The sequence below is a fragment of the Xanthomonas sp. 3793 genome (assembly GCF_024806835.1).
In the GTDB taxonomy this organism is placed as follows: domain Bacteria; phylum Pseudomonadota; class Gammaproteobacteria; order Xanthomonadales; family Xanthomonadaceae; genus Xanthomonas; species Xanthomonas arboricola_F.
The window spans coordinates 328,525-351,819 of sequence record NZ_JANTYU010000003.1; the positions used below are offsets into that span (position 1 = coordinate 328,525).

The 23,295-nt window shown below is 65.5% G+C and carries 22 protein-coding genes; 3 read left to right on the plus strand and 19 right to left on the minus strand.

Annotated features, from left to right (window positions below; translation table 11 throughout):
- Positions 1-3: 3 nt before the first annotated feature.
- The 6 genes from folK to FHY18_RS11820 all read right to left on the minus strand — a co-directional run bounded on the left by folK (position 4) and on the right by FHY18_RS11820 (position 5,467).
- Positions 4-513: a 2-amino-4-hydroxy-6-hydroxymethyldihydropteridine diphosphokinase gene (gene folK / locus FHY18_RS11795; protein ID WP_259155243.1), complete on the minus strand. Its 510-nt coding sequence runs from the start codon at positions 511-513 to the stop codon at positions 4-6.
- Between the two features lie 90 nt (positions 514-603).
- Positions 604-2,106 carry a hybrid sensor histidine kinase/response regulator gene (locus tag FHY18_RS11800; protein ID WP_259155244.1) on the minus strand — a complete coding sequence of 501 codons (1,503 nt, stop codon included), beginning with the start codon at positions 2,104-2,106 and terminating at the stop codon, positions 604-606.
- Positions 2,107-2,109: 3 nt separating this feature from the next.
- The gene (locus tag FHY18_RS11805) at positions 2,110-2,550 is read right to left on the minus strand and encodes a response regulator (protein WP_046964586.1); all 441 of its coding nucleotides are present in this window, start codon (positions 2,548-2,550) and stop codon (positions 2,110-2,112) included.
- Positions 2,547-4,358, minus strand: coding sequence for an ATP-binding protein (locus FHY18_RS11810; RefSeq protein ID WP_259155245.1), 1,812 nt, complete (start codon positions 4,356-4,358; stop codon positions 2,547-2,549). Before FHY18_RS11810 ends, FHY18_RS11805 begins: the two co-directional genes overlap by 4 nt.
- A gap of 57 nt (positions 4,359-4,415) precedes the next feature.
- On the minus strand, positions 4,416-5,024 hold the full coding sequence (locus tag FHY18_RS11815) for a hypothetical protein (protein ID WP_259155246.1): 609 nt from the start codon (positions 5,022-5,024) through the stop codon (positions 4,416-4,418).
- Positions 5,025-5,095: 71 nt separating this feature from the next.
- The gene (locus FHY18_RS11820; protein WP_259155965.1) at positions 5,096-5,467 is read right to left on the minus strand and encodes a BON domain-containing protein; all 372 of its coding nucleotides are present in this window, start codon (positions 5,465-5,467) and stop codon (positions 5,096-5,098) included.
- Between the two features lie 149 nt (positions 5,468-5,616).
- On the opposite strand from FHY18_RS11820, the gene FHY18_RS11825 reads away from it, so the two are divergent.
- The gene (locus FHY18_RS11825; RefSeq protein WP_259155248.1) at positions 5,617-6,675 is read left to right on the plus strand and encodes an oxidoreductase; all 1,059 of its coding nucleotides are present in this window, start codon (positions 5,617-5,619) and stop codon (positions 6,673-6,675) included.
- 339 nt (positions 6,676-7,014) lie between these two features.
- Here the strand turns inward: FHY18_RS11825 and gnd are convergent, their stop codons facing one another.
- The 8 genes from gnd to FHY18_RS11865 form a co-directional block, all read right to left on the minus strand.
- Positions 7,015-7,956, minus strand: coding sequence for a phosphogluconate dehydrogenase (NAD(+)-dependent, decarboxylating) (gene gnd, locus FHY18_RS11830; protein WP_259155250.1), 942 nt, complete (start codon positions 7,954-7,956; stop codon positions 7,015-7,017).
- 21 nt (positions 7,957-7,977) lie between these two features.
- Positions 7,978-9,264 (minus strand): hypothetical protein, encoded by a 1,287-nt coding sequence (locus FHY18_RS11835; RefSeq protein ID WP_259155966.1) that lies wholly within the window; start codon positions 9,262-9,264, stop codon positions 7,978-7,980.
- Between the two features lie 201 nt (positions 9,265-9,465).
- Positions 9,466-9,843 carry a glycine zipper 2TM domain-containing protein gene (locus FHY18_RS11840; protein WP_259155251.1) on the minus strand — a complete coding sequence of 126 codons (378 nt, stop codon included), beginning with the start codon at positions 9,841-9,843 and terminating at the stop codon, positions 9,466-9,468.
- 123 nt (positions 9,844-9,966) lie between these two features.
- Positions 9,967-10,737: a DUF2242 domain-containing protein gene (locus FHY18_RS11845; protein ID WP_259155252.1), complete on the minus strand. Its 771-nt coding sequence runs from the start codon at positions 10,735-10,737 to the stop codon at positions 9,967-9,969.
- Between the two features lie 73 nt (positions 10,738-10,810).
- Positions 10,811-11,875 (minus strand): DNA methyltransferase, encoded by a 1,065-nt coding sequence (locus FHY18_RS11850; protein WP_259155253.1) that lies wholly within the window; start codon positions 11,873-11,875, stop codon positions 10,811-10,813.
- Entirely contained in the window at positions 11,868-12,968 is a 1,101-nt protein-coding gene (locus FHY18_RS11855; RefSeq protein WP_259155254.1) for a hypothetical protein, read from the minus strand. The genes FHY18_RS11850 and FHY18_RS11855 overlap by 8 nt, the downstream gene beginning before the upstream one ends.
- A 22-nt stretch (positions 12,969-12,990) precedes the next feature.
- On the minus strand, positions 12,991-14,394 hold the full coding sequence (locus FHY18_RS11860) for a nicotinate phosphoribosyltransferase (protein ID WP_259155255.1): 1,404 nt from the start codon (positions 14,392-14,394) through the stop codon (positions 12,991-12,993).
- Positions 14,395-14,519: 125 nt separating this feature from the next.
- A complete protein-coding gene (locus tag FHY18_RS11865) occupies positions 14,520-15,575 on the minus strand; it encodes a bifunctional nicotinamide-nucleotide adenylyltransferase/Nudix hydroxylase (protein WP_259155256.1) in 1,056 nt (351 codons plus the stop codon).
- Between the two features lie 164 nt (positions 15,576-15,739).
- Here FHY18_RS11865 and FHY18_RS11870 point away from each other — a divergent pair, with 164 nt between their 5' ends.
- Positions 15,740-16,600 carry an endonuclease/exonuclease/phosphatase family protein gene (locus FHY18_RS11870; protein WP_259155257.1) on the plus strand — a complete coding sequence of 287 codons (861 nt, stop codon included), beginning with the start codon at positions 15,740-15,742 and terminating at the stop codon, positions 16,598-16,600.
- Positions 16,601-16,654: 54 nt separating this feature from the next.
- Here FHY18_RS11870 and FHY18_RS11875 read toward each other — a convergent pair whose 3' ends face one another.
- Complete coding sequence (locus tag FHY18_RS11875; protein WP_259155258.1) at positions 16,655-17,539, minus strand: LysR substrate-binding domain-containing protein; 885 nt, start codon at positions 17,537-17,539, stop codon at positions 16,655-16,657.
- Positions 17,540-17,717: 178 nt separating this feature from the next.
- Between FHY18_RS11875 and FHY18_RS11880 the strand changes: the two genes are divergently transcribed.
- Positions 17,718-18,461, plus strand: a complete 744-nt coding sequence (locus FHY18_RS11880; RefSeq protein ID WP_259155259.1) for a sulfite exporter TauE/SafE family protein — start codon at positions 17,718-17,720, stop codon at positions 18,459-18,461.
- Positions 18,462-18,639: 178 nt separating this feature from the next.
- Here the strand turns inward: FHY18_RS11880 and FHY18_RS11885 are convergent, their stop codons facing one another.
- The 4 genes from FHY18_RS11885 to FHY18_RS11900 form a co-directional block, all read right to left on the minus strand.
- A complete protein-coding gene (locus FHY18_RS11885; RefSeq protein ID WP_259155967.1) occupies positions 18,640-20,799 on the minus strand; it encodes a carboxy terminal-processing peptidase in 2,160 nt (719 codons plus the stop codon).
- 360 nt (positions 20,800-21,159) lie between these two features.
- Complete coding sequence (gene lipA / locus FHY18_RS11890; protein WP_259155260.1) at positions 21,160-22,173, minus strand: lipoyl synthase; 1,014 nt, start codon at positions 22,171-22,173, stop codon at positions 21,160-21,162.
- A gap of 14 nt (positions 22,174-22,187) precedes the next feature.
- Positions 22,188-22,880, minus strand: coding sequence for a lipoyl(octanoyl) transferase LipB (lipB, locus tag FHY18_RS11895; protein WP_259155261.1), 693 nt, complete (start codon positions 22,878-22,880; stop codon positions 22,188-22,190).
- Positions 22,868-23,146, minus strand: coding sequence for a YbeD family protein (locus tag FHY18_RS11900; RefSeq protein ID WP_046965075.1), 279 nt, complete (start codon positions 23,144-23,146; stop codon positions 22,868-22,870). The genes lipB and FHY18_RS11900 overlap by 13 nt, the downstream gene beginning before the upstream one ends.
- Between the last annotated feature and the right edge of the window lie 149 nt (positions 23,147-23,295).

Here is a 23,295-nt window from a genome sequence, read left to right on the forward strand (position 1 = left end):
GCGCTAGTGCGCAGCACGCAGCGCGGGCGCATCCAGCTCCACCGTCGTAAACGCACTGCCGTATTGCGGATGCGCCTGCCACAGCGCGGCCAAGCTCCGTCCGCTCAGCGGGTCGACGAAGTCCGGCGCGATATCGGCCAGCGGCTTGAGCACGAAGGCATGCTTGAGCTCGGGGCGCGGGATACGCAGATGGCCCGGCCCTTGGACGATGCAATCGCCAAAGAACACCACGTCCACATCCAGGGTCCGGTCGCTGAAACGCGGCCCGCTGCGATCGCGGCCATGCGCATCTTCCAGCGCATGCAACCAGTGGTCGAGCGCATCCAGGTCCAGGTCGGTCTGCAAGGCCACGGCGTTGTTGACGAAGTCCGGCCCATCGAAGCCCACTGCCGGCGTGCGGTATGCCGGGGAGACGTCGAGCTGGCCAAAGCGCGCGCGCAGGGCGGCGACGGCCAAGCGCAGGTAGTGAGTCGGCTGGACATTGCTGCCGAGGCTGAGAAGCACGGTGGTCATGCGGTATTCGCGCATGCGGCCGGCGTCAGCGTCAACTGTTGGCGCGCGCCACAGGCCCATCGGCACAGGCGCAGCGCGCGCGCGCGTGGATCAGGCCACTTCCAGCGCATGCGCTACCGCGCGAAACACACGGCGCATTTCCAGCGGTTTGCGCAGCACGTGCACCGGGATGTCGGGCGGGAAATGCGCACGCTGCAACGGCGCGCCGACATCTTCCAGCACGATCGCCGGCCCCTGGTAGCCCAGCTCCTGCATGCTCAACAACACGCTCACCGCCGACAACAGGATGATGTCGCTGTCGATGATCACCAGATCCGGCATCGCGTGCTGCTGCACCAGTTGCAGCGCAGCGGCGCCATCGGTGGCCAGTTGCGGCTGGTAGCCCTGGCTGGACAGGGCATTGCCCAGCAGCGACAGCCGCGTGGCCTCGCCGTCCACCAGCAGGATGCGCTGCCCACGGCCCAGCGCCAGCGGCGGCTCGCTCTCGGCGATCACCGTCGCTGCCGCACGCATCGGCACGATCATGTCAAAGCGCGTGCCCTCGCCCAGTCGGCTGTCGACCTGGATGCTGCCACCGTAGCTTTCCACGATGCGCTTGCACGAGATCAGACCCAACCCGGTGCCATCGGCCTTGGTAGTGAAGAAGGGACTGAACAGGCGCGCGCGCGTTTCATCGGTCATGCCCACGCCGGTGTCGGCCACACTCATGCGCACGCGCGTGGCGTCGAAGCGATCGGCCGACAGCACCAGGGTGCCGCCGCCCGGCATCGCCTGGATCGCGTTCAAGCCCAGGTTGAGCAGGCATTGCTGCAATTCGGTGTAGTTGGCTTCGATGGTCAGATCCAAGGCGATCGTGTCCATCTGCAATCGCACGCCATCGGGCAGGCTGCTCCGCAGCAGCATCTGCACCGCCTGAAACAGGTTGGCGATGGACACCTGCTCGCGCGGCTTGTTGGAGCCACGCACGAACGACAGCATCGACTCGGCCATCTCGTGCCCGCGGCGGCCGCATTCGGCCACCACGTTGGCCAGCTGGCGCAGCTGCGGGTCGTCGGTGCGCCCGGCCAGCAGGTCGGGCACGATCAGCAGCGGTTGCAGGATGTTGCGCAGGTCATGGCTCAGTCCGGCCGCCAGCATCGCCAGGCTTTCCAGCCGTTGCGCACGCATCAGCTCGCTCTCCACGCGCTGGCGCTCGAGCTCTGCACGCGCCTCGCGGATGGCGCGCATCACCGCGCTCGGCAACCGCGTGGGGTTGTGCTTGATGATGTAGTCGTTGGCGCCGTCCTGCAGCGCCTTGACCGCCGTCTCCTCACCCATGGTGCCGGAGACGAAGATGAAGGGAGTGGCGCCATTCTGACGCACCAGGCGCAGCGCCTGATGGCCGGAAAACCCGGGCATGCTCAGGTCCGACAGCACGATGTCCGGCGCAAACGCCTCCAGCGCGCTGCGCAGCGACGGCTCGCTGTCCACGCGCTCGAACGCCGCGTCGATGCCGGCATCGAGCAACTGATCGGACAACAGCTCGGCATCTTCCGGCGAATCTTCCACCAGAAGGATCTTCAGCTGCTCCAGTTTGCCACCCTCATGCGGCATGGGTCAGTCCAGCTCCGGTGCCTGATTGATCACCGCCCAGAACGTGCCGAGCGTCTTGACCGCGGTAAAGAACTGATCGACATCCACCGGCTTGACCACATAGGCGTTGACGCCCAGGTCCCAGCTGCGTGCAAGGTCGCTCTCTTCGCGCGAGGACGACAGAATCACCACCGGAAGCCGCTTGAGCGCCTCGTCGCTGCGCACCTGCTTGAGCACTTCCAGCCCATCCAGGCGCGGCATCTTGATGTCCAGCAGCAGCACCGCCGGCAGGCCTTCTTCGCGGTTGGCATAGGCGCCGCGACGCAGCAGGTAGTCCATGACTTCAACGCCGTCTTCGACGTGCACGATGGGGTTGGCAAGACGGGCGTCGCGCAGGGCGTCGACCGCCATCTCCGCATCGGCCGGGCTGTCTTCTGCCAGAAGAATGGTACGGATGGCGGTCATACAGTGAACTCTTGGTTGGGCGCTTCAAGCGCAGGGGGAAGCTCGAAATAAAACGTGGCGCCTTCGTCGACGACACCTTCGGCCCAGATACGGCCACCGTGACGCGTCAACACGCGCCGCGCGCTGGCCAGACCGATGCCGGTGCCAGCGTATTCGCTGGCCTTGTGCAAGCGCTGGAACACGCCGAACAACTTGCCGCTGTACTCCATGTCGAAGCCCGCGCCATTGTCGCGCACGCTGAACTGATGGCCGCCGTCGGCCATCGGCGTGTAGGTCACCTCGACCCTGGCCACCTCGCGCTTGGCGCTGTACTTGACCGCATTGCCCAGCAGGTTCATCCATAGCTGGCGCATCATGTTTTCGTCGGCCACCAATACCGGCAGCGGCGCGATCTGCCAGTCCACACGGTGGCCGGTATTTTCGCTCTGCACGTTGGAATCCAGGATCGCACGCGTCTCGGCCACCAGCGACTGCATGTCCACTGCCTGCAACCGCAGCGCGCTGCGGCCCAGGCGCGAATACACCAGCAGGTCGTCGATGAGCGAAGCCATGCGCCGCGCCGAGGAGCTGATCACTTCCATGTAGTGACGCGACTTTTCGTCGGCCGCCTCGCCCAGATGGCGCGCCAGCTTGTCCGAAAAACCGGCCACATGCCGCAGCGGCGCGCGCAGGTCGTGCGATACCGAATAGCTGAAGGCTTCCAGCTCGCGGTTGACCTCCGACACCTGCTCCACCTTGCCCTCCATCTGCCGGTTGAGCTCCTGGATGCGCAGTTGCGAGGCCTTCTGCAGGCTGATGTCGCTGACCGTCATCAGCACCACGTCTTCGTCGACGGTATCCGGCAATGGCATGCGGCGGGCATTGATCAGCATGGTGCGCAGCACGCCATCGGCGCCGCGCTGCTCATGCTCGAAGTCCCACAGTTCGCGCCCGCGCAGCAACACGTCGGCCAGGCGCTGGTGGATCTGCTGGTCGTGCCAGACCCCGTCGCCCACATCTTCCAGCGCCATCAATTCGTTGCCGCGCTCCTCCAGACCGTACAACTCGGCAAAGGCGGGGTTGTGCAGCAGGATGCGTTGATTGGCATCCAGCAGCACGATCGGCTCACGCACGGTTTGCAGCACCGAACTGGCACGGCCGTTGGCGCGCAGGTATTCCTGCTCGGCGGCAAGACGGCGGCGGATCTGCCGCTGCAGCAGCCAGATGACGGTTGCCAGCAAGAGCAGCTGCACTGCCAGCGTGGCCCAGCTCAGCATCGCGTAGTGCAGGCGTTCGGTGTCTGCACGCCCGTTGCGCAATGCCAGCAACCGGCCCTCGGCACCCTGCAACTCGTCGATCAGCACACGGATGGGGTTGTTCACCGTCATGTCGTCGATCAGCGCACGGATCTGCGCCGGTTCGGTGGTGACCGCAATCCGCTCGGCCAGCAGCAGGCGGCGCTCGATGGTGCTCTGGATGCGCCCCATGCGCACCTGCTGCGGCGGGTTGTCCTTGGTCAGGGCGATCAACCGCTGCACCGCCGCTATCGACTCGCGCCGGCCACGCCGCATGCGTTCCAGCAAGGCCGGGCGCTCCACGCCGTGCGAGCGCATCAACGCGGCCGATTCGGTGTCGCGCATGGCCGCCTCCAGCCGTTGCGCGGTCTCCTGCACTTCCTGGCTATGCGAGACCCACACTGCGGCCTGATTGGCGTTGCGCGCCATCTGCTGCAGCAGCAACGACGGCACCACCACGATCAGGCACACGGCAACCGCCAACGAGGGCAGGCGCCAGCGATCCCATCTGTCTGCTTGGACCGTTGTCTGCATTGCTAGGTCTGTATCCGCTCGCTGCACGTGCCCGGGACGAGTCGGCATTGTCTCCGATCACGCCGCGGGCGAGATTAATGGTTCAGCCATGCCGCAACGGCCATGACATAGCTGAATGGGCATATCATAAGTGCAGCAAAGGTGAAAATGGCGCGAGAAGGCCGCCGTTTGTCGGCGGTGGAGCACCATGGACCGCTGGCCCAGCGGTCCGCCCCAATCGGCCCGGCCTTGTTGTAAAGAGGCGGGCCACGCCACAGCGGAGCACCTGCCACGCCCGGTTCCGCCCGATCCTGCATGCTGCAGGCGCAGGCGCTCGCCGGATGCGATCGCGCGTCGATAGGTGGGTGAGAAACGCTCCCCTCCAATACCGATGACCTGCTTGCGCATTACCCCGGCGGCCAGGTGGTCTTCGATGATCCGGGTCGACGGCACGATCCGGGACCAATCCAACGCATCGCTGCAGCCGAGACCGCCGCGACGTTCGTCACCGATAAACAGATAAACGCAGCAGGACAACCCGCGCCGGTCAGCAGGCGGCCGACAGACCAGAGCGAACAGAGGCTGGACATGGCATCGCATCAACGCCTGGCGACATCGCTCAGCAAGCCCGCTTCCAAGGCCCATCGCATAGGCATCGCGAATCAAACGCGCAAAAAAAAGGCGCACTCGCTAGAGTGCGCCTCGTGCTCAGATCAGCCGCCTCGCCGCAGCTGACCCGGCATTCGCAGCAGCTGCGCTTACTTCTTCGCAGCGACGACCTTCAGGCCGGTCGACTTGACGCTCTTGACACCTTCAATTCCCTTGGCCACGGCCACAGCCTTGTCGTGCTCGGCCTGGGTTGCCACCGAGCCGGTCAACGTCACGATGCCGTTCTTGGTCTCGACTTTCACGTCGGTGCCCGACACGTTGTCGGTGGCCAGCAGATCGGCCTTCACCTTGGTGGTGATCCAGGTATCGGTGACCGGCTTCTTGGATTCGTTCATGCCAGCGGCATGATCCTTGTGCGCGCCCATGTCCTGCGGGGCGGCGAATGCCTGCGAAGCACCCAGGGTCAGACCGAGCGACAACGCCAGCGCCAACAGCTTACGTGCATGCATCATGTTCTTCATTCGAATCGCTCCTGTTGAATGTGGCTGCAGCTTGCGGTGGCGGTCGTCGAGCACACGTGACCGCTGCATGCAGGGGTTGTGAACCTCGCGCACACGGGTATGTGCAATACCATGCGGATTCCCTCGTTCGTTGCGATGAACCGTTTTCAATGGCTAAACCGTTCAATCTGGCTGTCGTCGGCTACGGCTATGTCGGTCACACCTTTCATGCGCCGCTGATTGCCAGCACGCCGGGGCTGCGCTTGCACAGCCTGGTCTCGTCCAAAGCGCAGCAGGCGCAGGCCGATTTCCCCGAGGTCGCCGTCGTCGCCGACCTAGACACTGCGCTGGCCGACCCCGAGCTCGATGCGGTGGTCCTTGCCACACCCAATCAGACGCATGCGCCCTTCGCATTGCAGGCGCTGGCTGCAGGCAAACACGTGCTGGTCGATAAACCCTTTGCGCTGGACGCCGCGCAGGCGCGCGCCATGGTCGACGCTGCGGCAGCGGCCGGGCGCGTGATCAGCGTGTTCCAGAACCGACGCTGGGACGCCGACTTTCTCACCGTGCGTCGCCTGATCGACGAAGGCCAACTCGGCGAGGTGGTGGAATTTCATTCGCACTTCGACCGCTATCGGCCGCAGGTGCGCGACCGCTGGCGCGAGAGCGATATCCCCGGCGCAGGCCTGTGGTACGACCTGGGCCCGCATCTGCTCGACCAGGCGTTGCAACTGTTCGGCACGCCGCAGGCAATCGGTGCGGATCTGCAACGCCAGCGCAGCCAGGCGCGCAGCGACGATTATTTCCACGTCACCCTGCACTACCCGCGGCTGCGCGTGATCCTGCATGCCGGCTCGCTGGTCGCCGACAACAGCCTGCGGTTTGCCGTGCATGGCACGCGCGGCAGTTATCTCAAGCACGGCCTGGACACCCAGGAAGACCAGTTGCGCGCCGGGCGTCGCCCGGGCACGGTCGGCTGGGGCGTGGACCCCTTGCCGGGCACGCTCACCCGGGTGGATGAAGAAGGCCGCGTACATACCCATCAACCCGACAACCTGGCCGGCGACTATCGGCAGTGCTATGCGGCCTTCCGCGATGCGTTGGCCGGCACCGGGCCGGCGCCGGTCGCCGGCGCAGACGCCGTGCAACTCATGCACTTGCTGGAACTGGCGCAGCGCAGCGCAGCGACCGGACAGGTGCAATGGCTGGATGGCAAGCGCGCGTCCTGACGACCCGCAGGCATCGACCGCGCGCGCAAAGCGCAGCCGGCGCCTGACAACACGCCGCCGCCGAATCGACCGCACGCAATGTGCAAGGCGCCCCATGTGTGGCAGCGACGCAGCTCGCTGGCGCAACGCACTGCCTCTACAGGCCCAATACGCGCCACGCCACGAACGCAGAGCTGTCCTGAAACGTGGAGCCGTCCTGAAACGACGGCTGCGCGGGCGCGCGACGCGCATTGCGGGCAGCCGGTTGGTGACGCCTATGCGCGCGCCCGAGTCGACCGCCTTCAAACCGTTCTGCGACCGCGACGCCTCTCGGCAATCGCGGCCCTCCGAGCGATCCGCCTACGCGTCCTTGCTGCCGATCGTCGGCGCTGCCGCGGTGGTGGTCATCACTGCGTGGCCACCGAACTGGTTGCGCATTGCCGCCAGCAATTTGTCGGTGAACGAGTCCTTGTCGCGCGAACGCAAGCGCTCCATTAGCGACAAGGTGATGATCGGCGCAGACACTTCCAGGTCGATCGCCTCGGCCACTGTCCAGCGGCCTTCGCCAGAATCGGCCACGAAGGGCGCGATACCGTCCATGGCCGGGTTATGCCGCAGCGCATCGGCGGTCAGGTCCAGCAACCACGACCGCACCACGCTGCCGTCGCGCCAGATCTCCGAGACCTGGTGCAGGTCCAGCGCAAAATCGGTCTTGTGCTGCATCAGGGCGAACCCTTCGGCATAGGCCTGCATCATTCCGTACTCGATGCCGTTGTGGACCATCTTGGTGAAGTGGCCGGCACCGCTCGGGCCCACCCGTCCCCAGCCCTTGTCCGGCGCAGGCGCCAGCGTGGCCAGGATCGGATGCAGCGTGGTCACCGCGGCCTCTTCGCCGCCAACCATCAGGCTATAGCCTTCCTTCAAGCCCCAGACGCCACCGCTGGTGCCGCAGTCGACGAACGCGATGCCGCTTTCCTGCAACTGCGCCGCGCGGCGTTGCGAATCCTTGTAATACGAATTGCCGCCATCGATGACGATGTCGCCGGCCTGCAGCAACGGCAGCAGTTGCGCCAGCGTGTCATCGACAATCTTGCCCGCCGGCACCATCAGCCACACCACGCGCGGACTCGGCAGCGCGGAGACCAGCGCCGCCAGTGCATCGGCAGTGACGATGCCCTTGGCCTGCGCGCTGCTGCGCGCGCTCGCGCCCGGATCGTAACCATGCACACGATGTCCACCGTGCACCAGACGCTCGGCCATGTTGGCGCCCATGCGGCCCAAACCCACCATACCCAGTTCCATAACCACTCCTCAATGCTCTGATCAGTGCAGGGTGCCACGCCTGGCGTGCGCCGGCGTGGCGGAATTCTCAATGGATTGTTCCGTGACGGTGCTGGCGCCGCACTGCTGCAGCTGCCAGTCGATCCATCGCCAGTACAAGGTGCTGCGCAGATTGTGCAAGGTCAGGTCGATCGCATAGGGTGTGCGCGGGTTGCGATCGAGCAGGCGCGCGACGTGATATCCGATCGGCTTGGTGCCCTTGGGGTGCACATACACCAGAAAGCCTTGATAGAACGGGTCATCCAGCAACCTCTGCATTTCCTGCAAGCGCGCCTGCTGCTGCGGATCCAGCGTTACCCGCAATGCCGCGTCGCGCTCGTACAGCAGTCGCTCGAACCGCCGCTTGCCCGGCCCGCGCAGCTGCCTGGAGAGCTCCCATATCTGCCGGTTGAGCGCGTCGTAGTGCGCAAAGCCACCGTGCTGGGCCAACGCCTGCGCTGCCGCATCGCTGACATCCACCACGACGAAGTTTTCGGCCTGGTTATGGATGTCGTCCAGAGACGCCTTGTCGAACACATGCGCGATGAAGCCGGGCGCACCGACAAACGCCTGGCGCCCGAGTTGCGAAGTCTTCACCGCCTTGCCGTCGGCAAAGAACTCTCCGGCATGCGCGCCGAGCAAAATGCTGTCGGTGTCGTGCAAGGTCAAGAACGTGCCGATGGACAGTTCGCCCGGGGTAAATACCTGATCGAATCCGGCATCGCCATACAGTTCGCGCTGCGTGGCGAGCTGGGCCACCTGCCGCCCCACACCGCATTCCGAACGCACCTGTCCACGATAGAACGCGTCCAGCGCCTGTGCATTGCTGCCGCGTGGCTGATAGCCGCGGCCGAAGCTCCTGAATCCACTCCAGCCCTGCCCAGCGGCACCACGCCAGCCGAAGCCGATCCAGCCCAGTTGCAGCGCAGAAAACCGGTAATGCGGATTGTCTTGCAACCGGGTGACGGCGCGACGCGTGGCAGCACCAACTTCGAATCCGTAGGCGCATTGGCTGGCCGAATCGTCCAGCAGCGCATTGAGAGCCACGCCACGCTGTTGCGCATCCCAACCCGCCGGCAGCGTGATCCGCAGATCGCCTGCTGCGTGCGCCTGCGCAAGCGAGCCACGCGTGCAAGGCGCGCCGCGCTGGATCACTGGCGCGCCGATCGCCGCACTGTCGATGCTCCAACCCAATCGCCGCAACAGCGCTTCCACGCAATCGGGTGCGGCCGTGCTCAGCGTTTGACTGGGTGCGGCAGCGGCCACTTGCAGCAGCTGCAGGCCGCACATCGCCACCGTACAGAACAGCCTCGCCACGCGACGCCACGCGGCGCGCGGCGCGCACCCGACGCATGGCGATCGCCGCTGCCATCGGCCGCTACGTACGCAGAAACTCATCGCTCGGGAAGATGGATCGGCAGCACGGCGCTGCTCCTGAAATACAAGAAAGCCCCGGCATGACCGGGGCTCGTGACAAACGTGGCGTCAAGCTCAGCGACGTTCGCAGACGCGCTCGACCTGGCGATTGCCGTTGGCCTGCTGACGGTTGCCCTGAATCGCGCGACCGGCAAGGGCACCACCTACAACACCCACGCCCGTGGCTACCTTCTTGCCGTTGCCGCCGCCAACCTGGTTGCCAAGCAAGCCACCGATGGCCGCGCCAGCGAGCGTGCCGCCGAGGCGATTGGGGTCGGTGGAATTCTTTTGCACTTCGACGTTCTTGCAGCGCACGCGTGTGCCATCGTTGAACCTGCGGCCTTCATCTGCCGTCGTGTAACGGTGCTGCGAATAGTTCTGCGCCTGCGCGAAGGTGCTCGTCGCCATCAGAGCGATCAGGGACATACCCATCAGGGAATTGCGCATTTTCATCGTACGTCTCCATCGTCCTCGCCCATTCGGCGAGCCATGGCTGCACTGTCGCCATTCGGTCGAGAACACAACGTGAAGCGCAGCGCCTCTATTCAGGCTTTGGAGCGCTGCGTGAATCGTGCGTCACGGCTGCGTGGCGGGTTCGCTCTGCGGCACGCTGGCCGGTGCCGGCGGTGGGTCCTGCGCTTCGACCGGCAATGGCGCCACAGGCGGTTGCGCAACCGTGGTCGGGGCCGGGGCCGGAGTGGCTGATGACGCAGCCGCGCTGGTAGCAGGTGCCGGCGCCGAGGCGGGTGCGGCCGGTAGGTGCGGAGCCGCCGGTACCGATGCGGGCATCGCGCTCGCAGCGGCAGGCGCCGCTTCGGTCACCTTGGGCAGGTACGAGTTCAGCCGTTCGAAGAAACGCTTGTAGAAGGCCGCGTCCTGCACCGTGGTGCTGGACACGCGTACCAGCGAGTCGCCGCTGCTGCCCACCGGCAACGACAACGAACCGAGTACGCCGACACCGACGCTGGCCGATGTCGAGCTCTTCTTCAACGCGTATCTGTCCTGCAGCGCGCTGACGAAGATCTGCGCCTTGCCGCCATCCTGCGTCGCGCAGGAAATCCGTAGATTGAGCTGCTCGCTCTGGTCGGCTTCCTTCAGCTGGAAGTTCTTGCTGCCTTCCACTGCCGCAGCGTCGGCACGCGTCACCGCATAACCCTGGCTCAACAGCACGCGTCGTGCCGCTTCGCAGGCTTGCGGCGACGTGGCCGCCACACTGCGCGAATAGGTGTCGTCGGAGTTGAACGACTCACGCATCAGCATGCTGTCGCCCTTGCTGCCACCACAGCCGGCCAGGGTTGCCAACGCGCCAAGCAGCGCACCGCGCGCGATCAGGGAAGTACACGACATGGGAAGACTCCGGCATCCAAAACCGGCCAAAGCATAGCCGCAACCGATGTGCGCGCGGCGTCGCGTTGCCGGCTCAGGGCACCGGCGGTTCATCCGTTGGCAGTTGAAGGTCGACCTGCAGGCGGCTGCCATCGGCACCGATCCGCTCGGCGCGCAGGTAGTGATGGGCACGCACCGCTGCCAGCGTCACTGGCGCGCGACAGGGCTCGCCCCACAGGCTCAAGCTGAAGCCCTGCGCCTGCAACCAGCTGGTCAGGCGGTCCCACAGCTGCTGCTCGGCGCCCACCATCACATCCAGATCCGCCGGGCCTTGCGGCACCGCCGCAGGCGATTGCTGCCACCGCGCGTAGCTGCCGTGCACCACCACCGGCACGCCGAGCGCCTGCACGGCCTGCAGCAGTTGCCCTGCCTGCTGCACATCCAACCGGGCGCGGGCGTGTTGAAAGATCAGCGCATATTCGTGGCTGCGATTGCTGTCGGTGCCTGCAGGCTCCACTGCAACGGCAGGACGCGGGTAACACAGCACCCGCTCGTCGTGCAGCGTGAACAGGCTGCCCAGTATCCGGCCCAGATCCCAGGCCTGGGGGATCACGCGCCCACCCACACGGACATTTTCGACCATGACCACGCCGAACGCGCCCGGACGCAAGTGCCGCCGCAGCGCGTGAAACACCGCGCGCATGCCGGCCAGATAGCCCGCATAGTCTGCGCTGGCATACAGCTGCCCAGCCTCCGCCGCACCATGCCAGTGGCAACCGAAATACGGCACGTTGGTCAGACACAGATCGATCGGCGCGGCGGGCGCGGCCTGCACCAGGCTGCCGACCACGATCGGCGCATCCACGGCGTGCCGCTGCAGCCGCGTGCGCGCCAGCCGTGCACGCGCCTGGTCGATCTCCATGCCGTGTGCCGCGCGGCCTTCGAAGGCCGCTGCCAGCAAGGTACTGCCGAATCCGCAGAACGGGTCGAACACCTGCTCGCCCGGCTGGCTGAAATGGCGCACGAACGGCCGCATCTGATTCACCCAGCCACAGTCGCGCCCGTTGAGCGGGTCGCTGGCGCGCAGGTCGTCGGGCAATGCCCAGGCCGCATCGTCGGGCGCCGGCGTCCACCAGCTGCGTTGATCGAGCTCATCCATGGGCAGCGTCCCACAGCACATCGGTATCCGGGTCCCACCCCGCGCACAGCCGGCCGTTGGCGAAGAACACCAGCTTGTACAGATCGCCGGTGGCGTGACGGGCTTGCATCGCGGCGTAGTCGGCGCTTTCGAACACCACCTGCATGCCATCCTCGCTACGCATCCGCACATTCCAGAAGTAATAGCCTTCCGTCATGCCATCCAGCTGCCAACGCGACCACCATGGCTGTTGCATGCACGTCGCCAGCAGGTGTTCCACGCCGATGCGGTGCCGCTCGATGTAACGCAGCGTGCCGTTGCTGCGATACGCATCGTCCAGCCGCGACAACTCGCGGAAGATCACCTGACCCGCACCACAGCTGCGCGCCCACTCGATATACCGCGCAATCTCCTCTGCGCTGCATACCCCGCCCCGTTGCACGATGCACACCAGGCGCAGCGGCAGACGCGCGGCGATGCGACGGGCGGTCTGCACGAACGTGGTGGCATCGCCAATCGGCTCGCCCGCCCGGAAGCGCATGATCGCGTCGTTTTGCACCTGCAACGGATGGTGACGCGACAATTCGAGCCACGACACCCGGAAATCCACCAGCGCATCGAGCAGACGCTCACTGTGCGTACGCGCCAGGCCCGCACCATTGCTGTACAGCACGCGCTGCTCGACGCACGGACCATCGGGAGTGGTGGACAAGGTGTGCAGCAAGGTCTGCAGCCACTGCGCATCGTCGGTCATTTCCAGACCCGACAGCGAATACGACAATGGCACCGCATGCAGCAGTTGCAGTGCGGCGCGCAACTGCGCGAAATAGTCCGGGCCCGGGCGCAGCATCGCCCCCGCCAGACCGCCCGCGTGCTGGCGCAAATTCTCCGAACAAAACCCGCAGCGCGCCGAACAGGGCCGCACCGAGGCATACGGCGTCAAGGTGATCGGCAATGCAACCCGATAGCGGCGTGGGCCGATCTGCAACGCATGCCAGCGACTGCTGTCGGCCTGCAGCGGCACGCGCCGCTGCAGGTTGGGTACCGTCGCGCGCAACTGCGCCAACAGCGGTGATGCAGGCAGCAACGGCACAACATCGGTGAGCGCGGGCATGGCCATGCCTGCGTGCCAGCGGTCAGCGCCGGGCGGCGTCGGCACGCGCGCGTACCTGCTGCAACGTCCACTCCTGCTGCATCGCGCCGTTCTCCCACACGGTCACCAATGCATCTTCGCTGTCGGGGCTGGTGGCCGCCTCGTCGAGCAACGCACTGCGGTAACTGCCATCGCGGCGATCGCGCAGCAGGGTCAGCCGACCGCGCTTGCTCTGCTTGCCCTGGTCGGTGATCGGATCCTTGTAGACGTCGACCCACTGCCCGTCCACACGCACCGCCGAGCACTTCAGCGCGAACTTCTGCGTATCGCGGTCCACTTTCTGCAGCAATGCACCACCCATGCCGAAGGCGACGTTGTCGGCGGCATAACCGGCTGCGGTGATGCGCTCCAGAATGGCGCGCAACGATTGCGGATTGATGCCATCGCCCTGGATCACGCGCACGTGGTTGAGCACCTTGTAGCCCTTGCCGTTGAGCTGATGCCCGAAGGCCTCGTCCAGCAACAGCAGACACTGTTCGACCACATCCACCGGGTCCCCGGAATCGGGGCGGATCACCACCGTCGCGCCGGAGGCGATGATCTCATCGCGCAAGGTGGTGCCCCAGTGCTCGCGAATGGCGCGGTAGATGTCGTAGCTGTCGGACACCACCGCCACGACGGAACCGGGCCGTGCGAATTGCGTGAGCATGTTGCGGTACGCATCCACTTCGCGCTCGCGCCCCCAGCTGGTGATGGTGCTGTGCTCGGCAGCGGGAATCGAAAACCCCGCCACCGGCGTGTGGTAGTGCGCGCGCGCCAGCAACAACGCCGACAAGGTATCGGTGCCGAGGAAATTCACCAGATGCGCCGCGCCGCCGAGCGCCGCCGAGCCAAGACTGGACACGCCACGCGCGCCGAAGTCGTGCAGCTTGAAGGGCAGCTGGCCTTCCGGATCGTCGCTGGTGCGCTCCAGGTAATCGCGCACGATCTGCTTCACCTGCCAGCTCACCGTGGCCACCGTCACCGGATACCACACGCGCAGCAACAAGGTTTCCAGATACGACGGCACCCAGAACGCCTTGGCGTCGGTGGATTCGATGGTCATCAACACGTTGTGCGTGGGCACCACCGCGCCTTCGGGCACCGCACGGATACGGATCGGCAACTGCCCGCCAAGGCGGTCGACGATGTCGCGCCAGCCGGCTTCGTTGAACGGCTCGCCGTGCGCGGCCAGCAAGGCCTTGGCATCGTCGATGTCGGCATGCGTCACCGGCCGGTTGACGGCTTCCTTCAGGATCGACTGCAGGCCGAAGAACACGGTCTGGTCGTAGACGCCGCCACGCGATTCGACATAGAAGAACGAGGCATCGGTACCGGGCGGATATTGCAGCCAGTGGCTGGCCTTGTAGCTATCGGTGTTGAGCAGCAGGTTATCGAGGTAATGCATGACGGAAGCTCCTTCGCGTCGGAGAAACCAGCGGTCTGTCCGCCGGTGGGAAGTCGTGATTCAAGCAGGACGTGTCGACCTGGCCGCTGCCGGTCGGCAGTGGTACGCAGGCGCTGCCGTCGCGCTCAGCCACGACCCAGGAAGAATTCAAGAATATGCAGGTGGTCTTCGTACAGGCGCGGGCCCATCGCCATGACTTCGGCAATCGGAATCCAGCGCGCCTTGTCGGCATCGTCGCCACCGCGCACTGCGGGCAACTCACCGGCCGGAAATTCGAAATGGAATGCATGGGTGATGGTGCGCCCGCGCAGGCTGCGCTCGGGATGGTCGAATACCTGGCGCCCACGCAACGAACCCTTGAGCACCGGCACCGGCACCTTGAGCCGGGTTTCCTCGCGCAGCTCGCGCAGGCAGCTGTCCAGCAGCCCTTCTTCCTGGGCAACGAACCCGCCCGGCAGTGCCCATAGCCCCTTGCCCGGCTCGGCGCGCCGGCGCACCAGCAGCACGTGCCCGGAATGCACCACCACCGCATCGGTGGTCACGAAGGTCGGCGCGTACGGCGCGTCCTTCCAGGCGGCGCGGTACTGCTCGATAAAGCGGTATTCGGCCACCAATTGCGCGTAGCTCGGCGAATTGCGGCGGAACGCTTCCAGCATCTCGTACACCGGCGCCGGCACATTGCCGCGCAGCATCAGCAACCCGCCATGGAATCCGATGTCGCCGGCTTCGAACAGATAGCGGCGCAACTCGGTGGCCGACAAGGTGGCGGTATGTTGCACATCTTCCAGCGGCCACTGCGGAAACTCACGCAGGTAATAACTGCTGGCGTCCTTGTCCATGCCGATCAGGCCGATTCGCGCATCGAGCGTACCGCCATCGGCGTGCACCGCTTCGGCAACCTGGCGCTGCACTTCGGCAATCCACAGGCTTTCGTTGTAGAGATGATCGCGCAACGGACGCAGGATCAAACGCTCGCGCTCGCCCGGCAACGCGGACTCGATCATCACTGCGCGTTCGGCGACAGTCCAGGGGTTACGAATGGTACGTGGCGTGTCGGCCGAGCCGATCAGCACAATGAGCTTGCTCGCTTTGCCCAGCGCGTGGCGGGCGACGGCAGCGTGGCCGTTATGAAAGGGCTCGAAGCGCCCGATGAAGACAAGATAGTCGTACTGTGTTGCCATGAGAATCCCTCACGGTTGAGTGGTCAGTCAGCGGTCTATCCGCTGCCTTGATGTAAATGCTACGCCGATGCGCGACGGCGTCAAGCCTGTTTTTTAATCGCGCGTGGACGCAATGGTCATGCACGCGCACTAGACTTGGCGGTTGGTCACTCCGGATTTCCCAGATGCCACGCCAGTTCTTTCGCGCTGCCTCTCGCCCATTGCTTGCTGTTGTTGCCATGCTGTGCATGTCGCTGCCGGTATGGGCAGGATCTGCGCCGTTGCGGGTGATGTCGTTCAATGTGCGGGTGCCGGTGGACACCGACGGCGACAAGCGCTGGTCGGTACGACGCACGGCAATGGTCGAGCTGATCAAGCACACCCATCCCGACGTTTTCGGCACCCAGGAACTGGTGCAGGACCAGGCGCACTATCTTGCATCGCAATTGCCGGCTTATCGCTGGTTCGGCAAGGGACGCCGCGCCGATGGCAGCGACGAGCATATGGGCGTGTTCTACGACAGCCGCGCGTTGTCGGTGGTGGAATCGGGCGATTTCTGGCTGTCCGACACCCCCGACGTGCCCGGCAGCAGCAGCTGGAACACCGACCTGCCGCGCATGGTCACCTGGGCCCTGTTCGAGCGTCGCAGCGACAAGCGCCGCTTTTACCTGTTGAACACCCATCTGCCGCACCGTGACCAGGACGAGGCAGCGCGCGAACAAGGTGCGCGCGTGATCCTGTCGCGTATCGCCAGCTTGCCGGCAGACATTCCGGTGGTGCTGACCGGGGATTTCAACAGCGATCCCGATCAGGGCACCTACCGCACGCTCACCGCCACGCTCAAGGACGCACGCGCCAACGTGGCGACGCCGCAAGGCCCCGAAAAGACCTTTCAGGACTTCAGCACCCGCCCGACCCGTCGCATCGACTGGATCCTGTTCCGCGGCCTGACACCTGTGCGCTTCACCACGCTGGACACGCGCCCTGACGGTGTCCTGCCCTCGGACCATTACCCGGTGCTGGCCGAATTCGACTGGCCGCGTTGATCGTGCCGGCAACGTGACACTGTCACGATGCCGGCCCGTCTGACGGCATGCAGGTCAATCGCGTTGCAGCCAGTCGACCAGCGCTTGCAGCATGGTCGACGGCGCAGATTCGTGACGCAGCACGATCGACAGTTGCCGAGGCGCCCAGGCTTCATCCAGGGGCACCGTGACCAGCTGATCGCACACAGATGAGCGTTGCACTGCGGCGTGCGGAAGAATCGCCACGCCCATGCCGTGTGCGAGCATGCGGCACAACGCGTCGATGCCATGCACCTTTGCACGCGTGCGCAACTGCACGCCGGCGCGGTTCATTTGCACGCGCAGGTGCCGTTGCAAGGCGCTGTCGCCGGCCAGGCCCAGCGTGTCCACTCCCGCGAGCTCGCGCAAGCGCAGCGTCGAGGCGCCAGCCAGTGGATGCGTGGCAGCCATCACCAGCACCAAGCGATCCTCGCGGAACGGCAGCACCTGCAGGCCACTGACATCGGCATGGCCCGCGACAACCGCGATATCGGCGCGTTCCTCTCGCACCGCATCGGCGGCGGCGTCGCTGCCCTGCTCGGTCAACGCCAGATCCAGCTGCGGATGGGCGATGAGAAACTCCGCCAGCCGCTCGGGCAGCCATGCCGACAGCGCTGCGGTATTGGCCGCCAGCCGCAGCGTCACCTGCCCGCCGCCACCGTAGCCGCCCAGCTCCAGCTGCAATGCCTCGGCCTGCCGCTGCAGCTGCCGTGCGTGCCGCAGCAACACACCACCGGCCGGGGTCAGGCTGACACCGCGGCGCCCGCGTTCCAGCAGCACGGCGCCCGCTTGCAGCTCCAGCGCACGAATCCGCGCGCTGGCAGCCGCCAACGACAACGCCGCGCGTTGCGCCCCGGCCGTGATGCTGCCCGCCTCGGCCACCGCGATGAACAACCGTAGATCGACAAATTCCAGATGCATGACCGCTCCACTCGCATACGTGTATCCATCGAAGTGCACTGGCCGCCGACGAAACAGGCGGACGGGCCATGGATCTTTCCACGCTCCGCTTCCTGTGCCTCACCCTTCGGCTCCGCCGAAGCCTGCATCAAACAATCCCGCATTGTCTGTCGCGCAACAAGCCCGGATCCTTGCCTGCATGGAGACATTGCACACCCACTGGCATCTGATCGCAGGTGTTTTCCTGCTGGCCGGCTGGGTCAAGGGCGTGGCCGGAATGGGCTTGCCGACCGTTGCAATGGGACTGCTCGGCCTGTGGCTGACGCCTGCCGAGGCAGCGGCCTTGCTGGCACTGCCTTCGCTGGTGACGAATGTGCAGCAAGCCTGGGGGCCAAACACGCTGACCCTGTTGCGACGTCTGTGGCCATTGCTGGCAACCGTGACACTCGGCACCTGGCTCAGTGCAGGGGTGATGACAGGCGCCGACCCCGCCCTGGTCCGCGCCGGCTTGGGCGCGCTGCTGGCGCTGTACGCCCTGCTTGGGCTGGCCCGCCGACAGTGGACGATGCAGGCGCGTCACGAACCCTGGGTCGGGCCATTGGCCGGACTGGTCACCGGTCTGTTGAGTGGCGCCACCGGCGTGTTCGTGCTGCCATCACTGCCTTACCTCAGCGCATTGCACCTCCCGCGCGAGCTGTTGATCCGGTCGCTGGGCTGGTGTTTCGGCATTGCGACATTGGCGCTGGCCATCGCCCTGGCCTGGCACGGTGCGCTACCCGGCGCGGCGATCGCTCCGTCGCTGTGGGCGCTGCTGCCCACCGTCATCGGCATGTCGCTGGGTGCCTGGGTGCGCAATCGCATTTCTGCAGATATGTTTCGGCGCTTTTTTTTCACCACGTTGCTGGTGCTCGGCCTGCAAGGTATGTGGCAGGCGCTGGCGTAAAGCCACATCGGACGTAATGAGGCATTGCAACGCGCGCGGGCGCGGCAGCCGCTCAGCGGTCAAACCCGCTCGCGCCGCCGCACCGGACATCTAAAGGGTCGGCCAACAAAAACGCCACCGCAGTGCGGTGGCGTTTCCTGCTTCAACCCGATGTTGTCGCCAGCTGCTCGGCAAACAATCAGTCGGCCCAACGTCCCGGCGCTGTCGACTGCGGCAACACCTGCGCCGACAGCGGCTGATCCTGCGCAAGCAGGCCCAGCGCATCGGCCAGAATCGCGGCCGATTCATGCAGCAGCGGATCGGGGCGCTTTTCTGCGGCCTTCTCGCGTGCGGTGTCCTTGACGATGTCGCGCTCATTGCCGGTCAGGCCGTCGTCGCTGTCATCAGCGAGCGGATCCAGCGGCAGGCCCAACTGCTTGCGCACCTGCTGGCGATCCTTGCGCTGCTGATCCTGCTTCTGACGCTCGGCAACGCGCTCTGCTTCGTTCAAGGAGATGTACTTCTTGGCCTTTTCGTCGCGGAACTGCTTGACGTCCTCTTCCCACCACTGGAACTCCTTGTCGGCCGCGATGCGCGCGGTGTGCAGCGTCTGCAACTTGGGCAGCAGGGGCGCGAAGTTGCCGTACTGGGTGTGCGGTGCGGCAGCGATGCGCGTCCACGGCAGCGCATTGTCGTAGGTGCTTTCGCCGAACTCGGTGGCATCCACACTGGCCGGGAACGCGATATCCGGTACCACGCCCTTGTGCTGGGTGCTGGAACCGCTGACGCGGAAGAACTGCGCAATCGTCAGCTTGACCTGACCATAGCGCTGGCCTTCGGCGGCGGGCCAACGGTCCAGGTCGACGATGTTCTGCACCGTGCCCTTGCCGAAGCTGGTCTCACCGATCACCAGGCCGCGACCGTAATCCTGGATCGCACCGGCAAAGATTTCCGAAGCCGAGGCCGAGCCACGGTTGATCAGGACGCCGAGCGGGCCATCCCAGGCCACCTTCGGATTGCTGTCGCCATTGACGGTCACGCGGCCGCCGGATTCGCGCACCTGCACCACCGGACCCTGCTCGATGAACAGGCCGGTGAGCTCGATCGCTTCGTCCAGCGAACCGCCGCCGTTGTTGCGCAGGTCCAGCACCACGCCATCGACCTTGTCGGTCTTGAAGCCGGCCAGCAGCTTGGCGACGTCGCGCGTTGCCGATGCGTAATCGGTCGCGTTACGGCGACGGCCTTCGAAGTCCTGGTAGAAGCCCGGCAGCTTGATGATGCCGATGCGGCGTTCCGGTTCGCTGCCCTTGGCCGGCAGGGTGATCGTCTCGCCCTTGGCAGCCTGTTCGGCCAGACGCACCTTCTGCCGGGTCAGGGTCACGGTGCGGTGCTTGCCGTCGATGCCGGACTCGGCCGGGATGTACTCCAGGCGCACCTGGGTATCCTTGCTGCCGCGAATCTTGGCCACCACATCGTCGATGCGCCAGCCGATCACATCCTCGATCGCGCCGTTCTTGGCCTGGCCCACACCGACGATGCGATCGCCCGGCTTGAGCGTTCCATCCACTGCGGCCGGACCACCCGGGATCACCTCGCGGATCACCACCATGTCGTCCTGCTTCTGCAGTTGCGCGCCGATGCCTTCCAGCGACAACGACATCTGCTGGTTGAACGTCTCGGCGGTGCGCGGGGTGAAGTAATCGGTATGCGGGTCGACGGCGTTGGTGTAGGCGTTGACGAAGAACTGGAACACGTCCTCGCCCTTGAGCTGCTTCACCGAATCGGCGAGCGCGGCGTAACGCTTGTCCAGCGTCTTGCGGATGTCCTCAGGCTTCTTGCCGGCCAGCTTCAGGCGCAGCCAGTCGTTCATCACCGACTGCCGCCACAGGACGTCCAGCTGCTTGTCGTCCGAGGCCCACGGCACGTCCTTGCGGTCGTACTCGAACTTGTCGCTACCAGTGAAATCGAAGTCCTGCTTGAGCAGGTCGCGCGCGTATTTGACGCGCTGGTCGACGCGCTTCTTGTAGATCGCAAACACCTGGAACGCCGGCTCCAGATTGCCGCCGCGCAGCGCATCGCCTACGCCGGACTGCAGCGGCGCAAAGCCGTCGATGTCGGCCTGGGTGAAGAATTGCTTGCCGCCGTCCAACGTTTCCAGGTAGCGCTTGAACACGTCCTTGGACATCGCCTCGTCCAGCGTCCGCGGACGGTAGGCATAGCGGCTGTCGGACAGCAGGCCATAGACCAGTTTGGTCGCCGTCGCCTGTTCGGGCGTGGCGGCGGCCGGCAGCGCAGTGTCGGCGCGTGCGAGCAAGGCCATCGGAGTGGTCAACACCAGCGCCAGCAGGCCGGCCTTCATGGACGCAGAAACGTTGTAGGTCATCGAATGGCTCTCGGCACAAGGCCGACGAAAGAAAGGCGGTGAACGGATCAGACAGCATGACAGTGCCCAAAGTTGCTGGCGTTGTCATCTGCTGGCTGAATCAGCCTAGCGCCGGGTCTGTATCGGATTGTGAACGCGACCGTACCTTGCGCCGGCGCCCGGACTGTCGGATACGACACGGCCCCGTGCGCTGCACGGGGCCGGCGATGAAACGATGGCTTAGGTGCCATCCAGCTGACGCCGTCACAATCGCGCGTCATGGGACCTTGCATCCACGCGCGCGGCTTCGAACGCCTGGTGCCGCTGACGCAGGACGCATCGAGCGCCCCGCGTTGCTCAGGCAGCGACGCCTGCGCCGGCAGCCTGGCGATCGGCGTGATACGACGAGCGCACCATCGGGCCAGACGCCACGTGGCTGAAACCCAATGCGTTGCCGTAGTCTTCCAGCGCCTTGTATTCCTCAGGCGTCCAGTAGCGCATCACCGGGTGGTGGTGCGGCGTCGGCTGCAGATACTGGCCGATCGTGATCATGTCCACATCGTGCGCACGCAGATCGCGCAAGGTAGCCTGCACCTGCTCCATGGTTTCGCCCAGCCCGAGCATGATGCCGGACTTGGTAGCGATGGAAGGATGCTGCGCCTTGAAGCGTTGCAGCAGGGTCAGCGACCACTGGTAATCCGCACCGGGGCGCACGTTCGGATACAGATCCGGTACGGTTTCGATGTTGTGGTTGAACACGTCCGGCGGACTCAGCGCCAGGATCTCCAGCGCGCGGTCCATGCGGCCCTTGCCGCGGAAATCCGGGGTCAGGATCTCGATGCGGGTGTTGGGCGAGCTGGCACGGATGGCTGCGATGCAGTCCACGAAGTGCTGGGCGCCGCCGTCGCGCAAGTCGTCGCGGTCGACGCTGGTGACCACCACGTACTTCAGGCCCATGTCGGCCACCGTGGTCGCCAGACTGGCCGGCTCGTTGGCATCCGGCGGCTTGGGCCGGCCGTGCGCCACATCGCAGAACGAGCAGCGTCGTGTGCACACCTCGCCCAGGATCATGAAGGTCGCGGTGCCGTGGCTGAAGCACTCGTGGATGTTCGGGCAACTGGCTTCTTCGCACACCGTGACCAGGCGGTTTTCGCGCAGCTTGGCCTTGAGGTTCTGCACTGCGTTGCCGGACGGAATCCGCACGCGAATCCAGGACGGCTTGCGCAGCACCGGCGCGTCGACGAACTGCACCGGCGAGCGGTTGATCTTGTCGCCACCGATCTGCTTGACGCCAGTCTGCAGCGGCGCAGGCGCGGCGCTGTCGCCGGAAACGACCTGCAAGGGGATGGAGCGGGCGATAGGCTGGGTCATGGCGATACGGGCGCTCAGGCCGGAAGCGAAAGGTCGGGCATTGCGGAGGCGGGGTGCAGGGTCAGGCCGAATTGGCGCGCCAGCTGATCGAGCAGCACGGCCTTGACGGCCTCCATCCCGGAGGGGCCGCCCAAGTCTAGCACCGAGGTCACCTGCAGGCCCTGATAGCCGCAGGGGTTGATGCGGTGGAAGGGTTCCAGGTCCATCGCCACGTTGAACGACAACCCGTGGAAGGTGCAGCCCCGGCGCACGCGAATGCCGAGTGCGGCGATCTTGGCGCCGCCGACGTACACACCCGGCGCACCTTCGCGGCGTTCGGCCACGATGTTCCACTCGTCCAGCGTATCGATCAGCGCCTGCTCGATCTTGCAGACGTAATCGCGCACGCCGATCTTGAGCCGACGCAGATCCAGCAGCGGATAGACCACCAGCTGGCCGGGGCCGTGATAGGTCACCTGACCGCCACGGTCCACCTGCAGCACCGGAATATCGCCCGGCGCCAGCACGTGCTCCGGCTTGCCGGCCTGGCCCAGCGTGAACACCGGCGCATGCTCGACCACCCACACCTCATCGGCAGTTTGCTCGTCGCGTGCATCGGTGAAACGCTGCATTGCACGCCATACCGGAGCGTAATCCTGCTGACCGAGGTCGCGCAGCTGCGCAGGCGAAGCCGCAACCACGGCGGGCTCGGCCGCTACAGCGTCCACTTCACTTCCGGATGGTCGCGCAAGGCCTGATGCGCCGCGTCGAACTGCTCCCGGCTCTCGGCGCGGAAGCCGATCTTGACCGAGACATACTTGCCGTTGGAAGAATGCTTCCAGCTGACGCTTTCCTGCAGCAGCTCCACACCGGTGGCAGCGAGCAGGCGCGGCAATTCGGTTTCCAGGCCGCGCTCGGCCGCACCCATGGCGCTGAGCTCGAAGGTACCGGGAAACTGGAAGCCGTGATCGGGGTTGTCGGTGCTGATATCCATCGCCCCATTATCGGGCCGGTGGAGGGCAAACCCAAGTCCGCGCTCCCCAGAACGACAAGCGGAGCCGCGTGCATGGCACCGGCTCCGCTCGTCCCGCCAGCCAGTGGGCGCCTGACGGATTCATTCAACGATTGTGTTCGACAGCGAAG

Excerpts from the sequence above, each read along its gene's own strand:
- folK (WP_259155243.1), bottom strand. The coding sequence starts at position 513 with ATGACCACCGTGCTTCTCAGCCTCGGCAGCAATGTCCAGCCGACTCAC.
- FHY18_RS11800 (WP_259155244.1), bottom strand. The coding sequence starts at position 2,106 with ATGCCGCATGAGGGTGGCAAACTGGAGCAGCTGAAGATCCTTCTGGTG.
- FHY18_RS11805 (WP_046964586.1), bottom strand. The coding sequence starts at position 2,550 with ATGACCGCCATCCGTACCATTCTTCTGGCAGAAGACAGCCCGGCCGAT.
- FHY18_RS11810 (WP_259155245.1), bottom strand. The coding sequence starts at position 4,358 with ATGCAGACAACGGTCCAAGCAGACAGATGGGATCGCTGGCGCCTGCCC.
- FHY18_RS11820 (WP_259155965.1), bottom strand. The coding sequence starts at position 5,467 with ATGAAGAACATGATGCATGCACGTAAGCTGTTGGCGCTGGCGTTGTCG.
- FHY18_RS11825 (WP_259155248.1), top strand. The coding sequence starts at position 5,617 with ATGGCTAAACCGTTCAATCTGGCTGTCGTCGGCTACGGCTATGTCGGT.
- gnd (WP_259155250.1), bottom strand. The coding sequence starts at position 7,956 with ATGGAACTGGGTATGGTGGGTTTGGGCCGCATGGGCGCCAACATGGCC.
- FHY18_RS11835 (WP_259155966.1), bottom strand. The coding sequence starts at position 9,264 with ATGTGCGGCCTGCAGCTGCTGCAAGTGGCCGCTGCCGCACCCAGTCAA.
- FHY18_RS11840 (WP_259155251.1), bottom strand. The coding sequence starts at position 9,843 with ATGAAAATGCGCAATTCCCTGATGGGTATGTCCCTGATCGCTCTGATG.
- FHY18_RS11845 (WP_259155252.1), bottom strand. The coding sequence starts at position 10,737 with ATGTCGTGTACTTCCCTGATCGCGCGCGGTGCGCTGCTTGGCGCGTTG.
- FHY18_RS11850 (WP_259155253.1), bottom strand. The coding sequence starts at position 11,875 with ATGGATGAGCTCGATCAACGCAGCTGGTGGACGCCGGCGCCCGACGAT.
- FHY18_RS11855 (WP_259155254.1), bottom strand. The coding sequence starts at position 12,968 with ATGCCCGCGCTCACCGATGTTGTGCCGTTGCTGCCTGCATCACCGCTG.
- FHY18_RS11860 (WP_259155255.1), bottom strand. The coding sequence starts at position 14,394 with ATGCATTACCTCGATAACCTGCTGCTCAACACCGATAGCTACAAGGCC.
- FHY18_RS11865 (WP_259155256.1), bottom strand. The coding sequence starts at position 15,575 with ATGGCAACACAGTACGACTATCTTGTCTTCATCGGGCGCTTCGAGCCC.
- FHY18_RS11870 (WP_259155257.1), top strand. The coding sequence starts at position 15,740 with ATGCCACGCCAGTTCTTTCGCGCTGCCTCTCGCCCATTGCTTGCTGTT.
- FHY18_RS11875 (WP_259155258.1), bottom strand. The coding sequence starts at position 17,539 with ATGCATCTGGAATTTGTCGATCTACGGTTGTTCATCGCGGTGGCCGAG.
- FHY18_RS11880 (WP_259155259.1), top strand. The coding sequence starts at position 17,718 with ATGGAGACATTGCACACCCACTGGCATCTGATCGCAGGTGTTTTCCTG.
- FHY18_RS11885 (WP_259155967.1), bottom strand. The coding sequence starts at position 20,799 with ATGAAGGCCGGCCTGCTGGCGCTGGTGTTGACCACTCCGATGGCCTTG.
- lipA (WP_259155260.1), bottom strand. The coding sequence starts at position 22,173 with ATGACCCAGCCTATCGCCCGCTCCATCCCCTTGCAGGTCGTTTCCGGC.
- FHY18_RS11900 (WP_046965075.1), bottom strand. The coding sequence starts at position 23,146 with ATGGATATCAGCACCGACAACCCCGATCACGGCTTCCAGTTTCCCGGT.